1 protein-coding gene is annotated in these 5,367 nt (G+C 73.4%); it reads right to left on the bottom strand.

Annotated features, from left to right (window positions below):
* Positions 1-5,367, bottom strand: a 5,367-nt coding sequence (locus tag U9983_RS26520; RefSeq protein ID WP_322756626.1) for an SDR family NAD(P)-dependent oxidoreductase, incomplete at both ends; no start/stop codon positions are given.

The following is a 5,367-nucleotide window of genomic DNA, read 5'->3' as shown; positions in this document are numbered from 1 at the left end:
ATCGGCGGAGTACTCGGGCAGCGGCAACCGCTCATGCAGGAACTCGGCGAGCTCCAGCGGCGTCGGATAATCGAAGACGAGCGTCGCCGGCAGCCGCTGTCCGCTGAGCGAAACCAAGCGGTTGCGCAGCTCGACGGCGGTCAGCGAGTCGAAGCCGATCTCCCTGAAGGCCCGGTCACGGTCGACCGCGTCGGGATCGGCGTGCCCGAGAACAGCCGCGACCTCGAAGACCACCAGGTCGACGAGAGTGCGCCGCCTCTCCACCTCGGTCATGGGCGTGAGCCGGTCGACGAGGGATATCGTCCCGTCGGCCCCGCCCGCGCCGTCCACCGCATCACCCGTAACGCCCGCCCGTCGCGAAGCGGGCCGCGTCAGACCCCGCGGCAGTGGGGAGGACCCGAGCGGACCGCGCCGGACAGCCGCGGCATCCAGTCGGGTCGGGACGACGACGGGCTCGGCGACGCCGTCCGCCGCGTCGAACAGCGCCATGCCGTCCTCCGCCGACAGCGGCAGCAGGCCCGAGCGGGTCATCCTGCGCAGGTCGGCTTCGACGAGGTGGCTGGTCATACCGCTGGCCTCGCCCCACAGGCCCCACGCCAGGGAGAGCGCGGGCAGGCCCAGCGTCCGCCGATGCCAGGCGAGGGCGTCGAGGAAGGCGTTCGCCGCCGCGTAGTTCGCCTGGCCAGCCGCGCCGAGCAGGCCGGCGATGGACGAGTAGAGCACAAACGCGGCGAGGTCGGCGTCCCGGGTCAGCTCGTGGAGGTTGCAGGCAGCGTCGATCTTGGGCCGGAGGACGGCGACGAGCTGCTCGGGCGTCATCGTCGCGACGACCCCGTCGTCCAACACGCCGGCCGTGTGGATCACGGCGGTGAGCGGGTGGCACGCCGGGACAGTGGCCAGCAGCGCCGCGAGCGCGCGGCGGTCGGCCACGTCGCAGGCCGCGACGGTCACCTCGGCTCCAAGGCCGACGAGCTCGTCTCGCAGCCGCGCGGCGCCGGGCGCGTCGAGCCCGCGACGCGATACCAGCAGCAGGTGACGCGCGCCGTACGCGGCGACGAGATGCCGAGCGGCGAGCGTGCCGAGCGTGCCCGTGGCGCCCGTGATCAGAACCGTGCCGTCCGGGTCCAGCGTGCGCGGCACCGTGAGCGCGACCTTGCCGACGCCGCGCGCCTGTGACAGGTGCCGGAATGCCTCCGGCGCCCGGCGGACGTCCCACGACGTCAGCGGCAGGGGCGTCAGCACGCCCCGCTCGAACAGGTCGAGGACAACTGCCAGGATCTCCTGGAGACGCTCTGGGACGGCGCCCGGCAGGGCGCTCCCGTCGGCAGCGCGATCAGTCCGGGCCAGCGCTACCAGGTCGTAGACCTGGTAGCGCACACCCGGATGAGCAGCCGCCACCTCGGTGCGGTCGCGAATATCCGTCTTGCCCATTTCCAGGAACTGGCCGTTCGGCGCGAGCAGGGCCAGCGACGCGTCGATGAACTCGTCAGCGAGGGAGTTGAGCACGACGTCCACGCCCCGGCCGCCGGTCGCGGCCCGGAACCGTTCGGCGAAGTCGAGGGTGCGCGAACTGGCGATGTGGTCGTCGTCCAGGCCGAGCGCGCGCAAGGTGCCCCATTTGGACGGACTGGCCGTACCGAAGACCTCGGCGCCGAGGTGGCGGGCGAGCTGGACGGCGGCAATGCCGACGCCTCCTGCCGCCGCGTGGATCAGGACCCTGTCGCCTGGCCCAACCGCGCCGAGGTCGACGAGGCCGTAGTACGCGGTGAGGAACACGACCGGGACGGTGGCCGCCTGGGCGAAGGTCCACCCGTCCGGCACGCGGGCGAGCAACCGCCGGTCGGCGACGGCGGTGGGCCCGAACGCGCCTGGGAAGTAGCCCATCACCCGGTCGCCCGGCCGCAGGTCCGTCACCCCCGGACCGACCTCGACAACGACGCCCGCGCCTTCCGCGCCCATGATGGCGTTGTCCTGGGTCACCAGTCCCAACGTGATCAGCACGTCGCGGAAGTTCAGCCCGCCGGCCCGCACCGAGAGCCGGACCTGCCCGGCGGCCAGCGGCGCTCGTACCTCCGGGGCGGGCACGAAGGCGAGGTTGCCCAACGTCCCCGGCTCCGTGACGACGAGTCGATAGTCCGGGTCGTCGACCATCGGAAGCGGCGCGTCGCCCCGTCCGACGCGACCGAGGCGAGGCGCGAACAACTCGCCGGCGCGCACCGCGAGCTCCGGCTCGTCGGCGGCGAGTGCCGTGGCGACAGCCCTCACCAGCGTTTCCTCGACGTCGCCGGCCGCGGAACTGTCGAGGTCGACGAGCAGGAAACGGCCGGGGTTCTCCGTGCGCGCCGCCCGGACCAGACCCCAGACTCCCGCCCGCGCCAGGTCGACGGCGCGCTGTCCGGGCAGCGCGACCGCGTCACGGGTGACGACGACGAGGCGAGACGCGGTGAGGCGCTCATCCGCGAGCCACCGCTGGACCGCGGCGAGCGCGCGACTGGCGGCGGCGTGCGCGGACCGCGCGACGTCGGCCGACGGCTGCGGCGAGCCGCTCCCGTCGTCAGCCCGCGCGTCCTCGTCAGCCCGCGCGATGGTGTCCGGCCACTCGTCCATGCCCTCCGTCGTGACGGCGAGCACCGCGACCTCCGGCACGTCAACGGCGCCACGACCGATCGCGTCCACGAGCGCGTCGATGTCCGGCCAGAGCCCTGACCAGCGGTTCCCCTCGCCTCCGGCGAGACGACCGTCGCCGATGAGCGCCCATCTCGCGGGCGGGCCCTCCCGCGGCGGCACGGCTGTCCAGTGGACACGGAACAGCGCCTCCCGCGCCACGCCGCCGGCGGCGGCGCGCAGGGCCTCCTCGGACACCGGCCGCAGCGTCAGCTCGTCGGCAACGGCGACGAGCGCGCCGGACGGGTCGGCGACGACGAGCGAGACGCTCGCCGACCCGTCGCGCGTTGTGCGTGGGGCAAGCCGCGCGCGCAGGGTGGACGCGCCCGAGGCGCGGATCGTCACCCCGGACCAGGCGAACGGCAGTCCGACCTCGCCGTCGGTACGTACCACTCCGAGCAGGAGGGTGTGGAGGGCAGCGTCAAGCAGCGCGGGATGCAGGAGGAACCGACCCGCCTCGGACCGCTGGTCCCCGCCGAGCACGACGTCGGCGAAGATCACCCCGTCGCGCGTCCACACCCGCCGCAGTCCCTGGAACGCGGCGCCGTAGCCGTAGCCGCACGCGGCGAGTCGGTCGTAGACGCCGTCGAGGTCGACCGCGCTCGCCCCGGGCGGCGGCCACACGCCTGCGAGATCGGCCGCCCCCGCGGGCGGGCCGCCGATCGCCCGAACGCCCGCGACCGCGGTGGCGTCGGCATCCTGCCCGGTGTCGACGAGGACGCCGGTGGCGTGCTCCGTCCAGGTTGTCCCTGCGCCGAATCCGTCGCCGGTCGCCGATCCGTCACCCGGCGCGTCTTCGGGCCGGGAGTGGATGGTCAGCTCGCGCCGACCGTCGGGTCCGGGTTGGCTGACGGACACCTGAAGCCGTACCGCCCCCTGGAGCGGAATGACGAGCGGCACGGTGAGCGTGAGCTGCTCGACGAGATCGCAGCCAACCTGGTCGCCCGCGCGGACGGCCAGTTCGACGAAGGCCGTGCCGGGCAGTATGACCGTGTTGAACACACGATGATCGGCGAGCCACGGGTGAGTCCGCAGCGATAGTCGTCCCGTCAGGACGACGCCGTCGCCTCCGGCGAGCTCCAACGCCGCGCCAAGTATCGGATGGTCCGCGGCGCTCAGGCCGGCGGCGGCGACGTCGGCCGTCCCGGACCCGCGCGTCAGCCAGAAGTGGCGGTGCTGGAAGGAATAGGTCGGGACGTCGATGCGGCGTGCTCCGGTTCCCACGAAGCTCGCCGCCCAGTCCACCGGGACGCCGAACACGAAGACCTTCGCGATCGAAGCGAGGAGCTGATCGAGACCGCCATGGTCGCGCCGCAGCGATCCGATGACCAGCACCTCGCCGTCGCGGGCCACGCCACCCTCAGCGGCCGCCGTTGTCGCCGCGTTCGCGGTGGCGCCCTCGGCGACGCGGACGTGGTCGGCGTCTGGGGGCGCTGATCCCGAGACCGACTCCGACCAGGCCTCGACCGTCTCGCTGATTCCGACACCGAGGACCGGGTGGGGACTCATCTCGACGAACACGCGATGTCCCTCGTCGAGCAGGCCGCGGACTGCGTCGGACAGGCGCACCGTCTCACGAAGATTGCGGTACCAGTAGCCGGCGTCGAGCGCGTTGGTGTCGATCCAGCCCCCCGTGATCGTCGAGAAGAAGGGCACCGACGACGCGACCGGCGCGATCGGGCCGAGCAGCGTGGTGACCGTCTCCTGTAGGGGCTCGACGTGCGCCGAATGGCCGGCGCAGGAGGCGCCGATCACACGGGCGTCGACCCGCTCGGCGAGCAGTTCGGCGCGCAGCTCCTCCAGCGCCGGCGTATCACCGGAGACGACCGTCGACGACGGGCCGTTGACCGCCGCGACCGACAGGCGCCCGGACCACGACGCCTCCAGCCGCTGGACGACCGCGTCAAGCGGCAGCGGGACGGACATCATGCCGCCCTGCCCGACGATCTCCAGCAGCACCTTGCTCCGCAGCGCGATGATCCGCGCGGCGTCGGCCAGGGACAGCGCTCCCGCGACGTACGCGGCGGCGACCTCGCCCTGCGAGTGGCCGACGACCGCCGCCGGCTCGACGCCGTACGACCGCCACATCGCGGCCAGCGAGACCATCACGGCGAACAGGACCGGCTGGACGACGTCGATCCGGTCGAGCGTGGGCGCCCCGGCCACGCCGCACAGCACATCGGTCAGCGACCAGTCGACGTACGCGGACAGCTCCCGCTCGCACTCGGCCATGGCGGCCGCGAACACGGGCGCGGTCTTCAACAGCTCGGTCGCCATGCCCTCCCACTGGCTGCCCTGACCGGGGAAGACGAAGACGACGGACGGCCGTTCGGTGGCCGCGACGCCCTCGACGACGGTCGGCGTCGGCCGTCCCGACGCCAGCGGCTCGAGATCCGAGCGAAGACCGTCGATGTCCCTGGCGAGCAGCACCGCCCGGTTCTCGAACACCGCCCGCGTGGTGGCGAGCGAGAAGCCGACGTCAGCGAGGCGAACGTCGTCGCCCGCGTCGAGGAACGCCCGCAGCCGCTCGGCCTGCGCTCGCGGCGACGCGGCTCGGGCAGACAGCACCACGGGCATCACGCGTCCCGAGGCGCCATCGACGTCACCGGCCGCACCGGATGCGCCGGAGCCGCCGGGTTCACCGGACGCGGGCCTCGTGCCGCCGGCGGCCTGGGAGGCGTCCTTGGCGGGAGGCGCCTCGAC

This window comes from Protofrankia sp. Cas3 (genome assembly GCF_963555955.1).
GTDB lineage: Bacteria > Actinomycetota > Actinomycetes > Frankiales > Frankiaceae > Protofrankia.
This window is presented reverse-complemented; position numbering and strand designations above follow the sequence as displayed.